Source organism: Xanthovirga aplysinae (genome assembly GCF_009711365.1).
GTDB classification, from domain to species: Bacteria; Bacteroidota; Bacteroidia; order Cytophagales; family Cyclobacteriaceae; genus Xanthovirga; species Xanthovirga aplysinae.
In genome coordinates this window covers 1-3,782 of the sequence record NZ_SMMB01000764.1, presented here as the reverse complement: position 1 = coordinate 3,782, position 3,782 = coordinate 1, and the positions used below count along the sequence as shown (strand labels likewise).

7 protein-coding genes are annotated in these 3,782 nt (G+C 37.9%); 1 reads left to right on the top strand and 6 read right to left on the bottom strand.

The features are described from left to right. Positions 1 to 172: 172 nt before the first annotated feature. The 6 genes from bet to E1171_RS05310 are packed head-to-tail and all read right to left on the bottom strand — an operon-like array spanning position 173 to position 2,893. A complete protein-coding gene (bet, locus tag E1171_RS05335; RefSeq protein WP_155204816.1) occupies positions 173 to 973 on the bottom strand; it encodes a phage recombination protein Bet in 801 nt (266 codons plus the stop codon). 5 nt (positions 974 to 978) lie between these two features. Further along, positions 979 to 1,170, bottom strand: coding sequence for a hypothetical protein (locus tag E1171_RS05330; protein WP_155204814.1), 192 nt, complete (start codon positions 1,168 to 1,170; stop codon positions 979 to 981). Then, positions 1,167 to 1,748 (bottom strand): hypothetical protein, encoded by a 582-nt coding sequence (locus E1171_RS05325; protein ID WP_155204812.1) that lies wholly within the window; start codon positions 1,746 to 1,748, stop codon positions 1,167 to 1,169. Before E1171_RS05325 ends, E1171_RS05330 begins: the two co-directional genes overlap by 4 nt. A 43-nt stretch (positions 1,749 to 1,791) precedes the next feature. After that, positions 1,792 to 2,148 carry a hypothetical protein gene (locus tag E1171_RS05320; protein WP_155204810.1) on the bottom strand — a complete coding sequence of 119 codons (357 nt, stop codon included), beginning with the start codon at positions 2,146 to 2,148 and terminating at the stop codon, positions 1,792 to 1,794. Positions 2,149 to 2,159: 11 nt separating this feature from the next. Further along, complete coding sequence (locus tag E1171_RS05315; RefSeq protein ID WP_155204808.1) at positions 2,160 to 2,516, bottom strand: helix-turn-helix domain-containing protein; 357 nt, start codon at positions 2,514 to 2,516, stop codon at positions 2,160 to 2,162. 20 nt (positions 2,517 to 2,536) lie between these two features. Continuing rightward, entirely contained in the window at positions 2,537 to 2,893 is a 357-nt protein-coding gene (locus E1171_RS05310; protein ID WP_155204806.1) for a helix-turn-helix domain-containing protein, read from the bottom strand. A 169-nt stretch (positions 2,894 to 3,062) separates the two neighbouring features. Here E1171_RS05310 and E1171_RS05305 point away from each other — a divergent pair, with 169 nt between their 5' ends. Further along, complete coding sequence (locus E1171_RS05305) at positions 3,063 to 3,704, top strand: helix-turn-helix domain-containing protein (RefSeq protein WP_155204804.1); 642 nt, start codon at positions 3,063 to 3,065, stop codon at positions 3,702 to 3,704. Positions 3,705 to 3,782: the final 78 nt, after the last annotated feature.

Below are 3,782 nucleotides of genomic sequence, written 5' to 3'. Positions count from 1 at the left end.
TCTGTCATTTGCTTTTTAGAATGACGAATAGGGTTTTGCCAGGCTAAAGAGTTGCTTAATTCTAATAAATAGAAATATACCTTTGACTCGTTTCCTGAGAGGCCGTGTTTGGCGTCTACTTTCCAAAAATTGCGTATCAGCTTAATGTAGTTCATGTTTCAGAGGTTCTACTCTAGTTTTGGTTTGAGTTCTGTTTTGATGCTGACCTTTTGGCTATGCACTCTTCTAATTCCTTAATCTTAATGTCAATATCCTTCTCCTGCATAGCCGCTATTTTTGGCTCTACTTTTTCTTTCCAGAAATTTTTAGGGAGTACAGGATTGTTGGCTAACTCCTTCATGCGGTTGAATTTCTCAATGACGGTTTTGGGGGGCTCTTGTTCTTGCTTAGATTCCTTCACTGTCTCCGGCTTTTGATCCACTACCGTAAAGTCCACATCCTTAGTCTCAACTCCCATCTCTTCTTTAGTATAGGGAAGTCCTTGAAGCTCTTTGAAGCATAGTCGAAAGCCCTGACTTATAGCAACTTTCTTGAGCATTGTCCTTGGCATCTTGTCCCAAAACCTATTTACATTGCCATCACTCTTTAATTGCTTGGCTTCATCGTAATAGGAGGTCCATCTAAAAGGCTTTGACCAGTCCTTTCTAAAAATGGTAACCGTGGCCTCCATTTCATCTTCTTTCCCTTTTACCTCTACTTCCCAACCGTCTAATAATCCCGTGGCCTCAGCTCTTTTGATGTACACCTCATATCCTATTACAATTGTGGCCTCCTTACCGTACTTACTTACGTGGATCTCCCTTTTAAATGGGTTAAGGCCAAAGGCTTTACAAACCTCTAAGAATTGTGTTTTCTCGCCTTGGTTTAGGTTTTTTGCACTTGGTACTAGGTTAAGAAAGCCTAGTAATTTCTCCTCACTAACAACTTCACTAACTTCAGTATTTACGGGTTCTAATTTTTTTACTGCTGTCATGAGTTCTATAATTTTTGAATTCGTGAATCTTGATTTGTGGTACTAATGGTTGTGGTTGTTGACATGGCGTTTAGTTCTCCTTCGCACCTAATTATGATCTCTTGATATTCTTCTCCTTCAACCTCCAAAACTTCCCCTTTGAGATTATAATTAGGCGTTTGGAATTCCACTATATCACCTTCATAATACATGCTCATAATGTTACTTTTAAGCCTGTTTTAGATGACTTAGTAGGAGGGAAGTGGGGGAATACTTGCCCTGTTTCATCGTCTAGTACTTCTACCTTTGAAGAGAGGGATTTCAAGAATTTTTCATGGTCCTTCCTTTTTTGGGTAATGGTTTTAATCTCTTTGTCGAGTTTATTCCATTCACTATCCGCTTTAAAATCATACTTAGTGCCTAATTCCCCAATCGAAATTTTTGAGCCTTTAAGCTCTTTATCTTTCTTTCCGTGTGTTTGCGCTTCAGCTAATGCAGCAGCTTGAAAGGCTTCCTCCGACAAAAAAGAGTCTATATAGGTCTGTATCTTCTTCAAGCCTATTAAGGTTGGTAAAAGATCATATTGCCCTTGTTCAACATATTCCCTTGCATTGGATTGGGCTACTTTAATAATTCCGGCCTTTTTTGCCCCTTCAAAAACACCGTGTAATAGCTCTATTGAATAGTCTGGAAAACTGCATGAATCAGAGCTAACGGCCTGCATGATAGCATTGCGATTTTCGACCACTTTAAGACTTGAATTTTTATTTTCTTGAGTTACTTGTAATGATTCCATTTGAGTAGATTTTTAAGTTGTTGGGAAATTATTAGGGTTATGCTTAGATTAAGTTTGCAATTGTAGTTTCTAAGTCTTCATCCAAAAGAACCTTAGCCCCGTTGCCTTTCTGAGTATCTTCATCACAAAGGGTGATTCCAAGGCCATTCCCTAAGTCTAGAATAGTTAGTATTGCTTGCTTTCCTTTCAGCTCGCAAAGCTTTTCTAACTCAGTTAGTGCGATGTCTACATAGCGTTTGCCTTCATATTCACCATTCCACTTTAGCCAAACCCTAACGCCTTCATGTAAATTCGTTTCGTATTTTTCTGCTTCCCATTCAGATTCAGAAGATTGAACAGGGCATAGCGGTGACATGCTGTGATTACCTGGATCACAGTCTATCATATGATTTTGAGTCATGGTTTTGGGGTTTAGGCTGTTAAGGCTAATGTTTTCTTCGCAAGGTGCTCTTCTACCATTTGCTCCATTTCTTCTTTCTTGGTAAGGCTTCTTGACCTTCCGGATAATACAGGGTCAATTGCCATGATTTCAGAGCGCTTAAAGAACCTTCTTCCATCTTCTTTGTAAGAAGGGTAGTAGCCACTCTCTTTTCTAGCATAGACAGTTGAAAGACTTACACCTACCATTTCTGCTACCTGTTTAGCGTCCATCTTTTCAGGAAGGAGAATAGCTTTAAGTCGTTGGTCAAACTTTTTTTCTACTGATTGGGCAACTTGTTCAACAAGCTCTTGTAGGTCGATACCGTTTAGAATGATTTGATTAGTCATGGTTTCTAGGGTTAGGCGGTTTAACTTGCTAAGTTTAATGGGGTATTTTGAACATGCTGTTGAGCAAGTCGCTCTAACTCTGCATTGGTAGGTTGCCTATCTCCTTGTCCTGATAAAATAGGATCTTGGGCGACTAATTCAGAGCGTTTAAAGAATAACCTTTTCCCCTCACGATAAGAAGGTATTACTCTGTCCCTTGCATAGGCATAAACCGTAGGCTTTGCAATTCTTAGCAGGTCGGCTGCTTCCTGAGCGTTTAACTTTTCTTTTTGAGGCTTTCTTTCAGATTCTTCTCTGATTGCCTTTTTAGCGGCATTATAAAATGTTTCAAATAATTCATCGAGGCTAACGCCATTGAGGATAATTGGGTCCTTCATGATATAATAGTTTTGGTTAAAAATTCTATTTATCCGTCGGAACCTTGTGAAGTCGTCTAAGGAGGGTGTTTTTGCAGAAAAGTAATTTTCTTACTACCTTTAAAGACGAAATGCACTTGTTCCGAAGCGAAATGTCAAGGTTCTTAACGAACTGCTTTGGTTTCGTTTTATGTCACTTCTTGGTGGAAGATTAACTAAGTCATTTCATTTGCCAATAGAGATCCTACCCTCTATTGGCTTTTTTTATGACTATAATGTCAAAGTTATTTTACATTTTTGTATATTTAAGCCGAATCTCTCTTTTAGATTTTGCTTTAAGAAAGTATCTAATGTAAAGATAGGAGTATATTTATTAATGTCAAACTTGTTGGCATTATTTTTACACATCTTTGACAAAAAAATGGATATTGGTAAAAAAATAACAATACTTAGAAAAAGAAAAAGCCTTTCGCAAGAGGAATTGGCAGACGCGGCTGGGGTTTCAAGGGCCAGTATTCATAATTATGAGGCCTTGAAAACAGAACCTAGACCTGAGATACTCCGCAAGATTGTTAAGATATTAGGTACAACCCTCGACGGTTTTTATGATTTAGATGAAGAATCATTAGAAAAAGAGGCTGCTGATCTTGGGGATACCATTATGGAAATTTATCGTCAAAAGGTCGCAAACCAAGAGAATATCATTGAGTCTTTACAGGATAACATTAGACTGTTGAGAAAAGAAATTGAATTGCAGCAAATCGAGATTGACAAATTAAAAGCAAATCAACCTACTCAAGAAAGACCTAAGAAAAAGAGAAGTTTTTGGTAAAAAGCTATTAAAACATTGTATTGGTTAGGGCTGTTTTGATAACAGCCCTTTTTATTTATTCATATAAAGAAAGAGTTT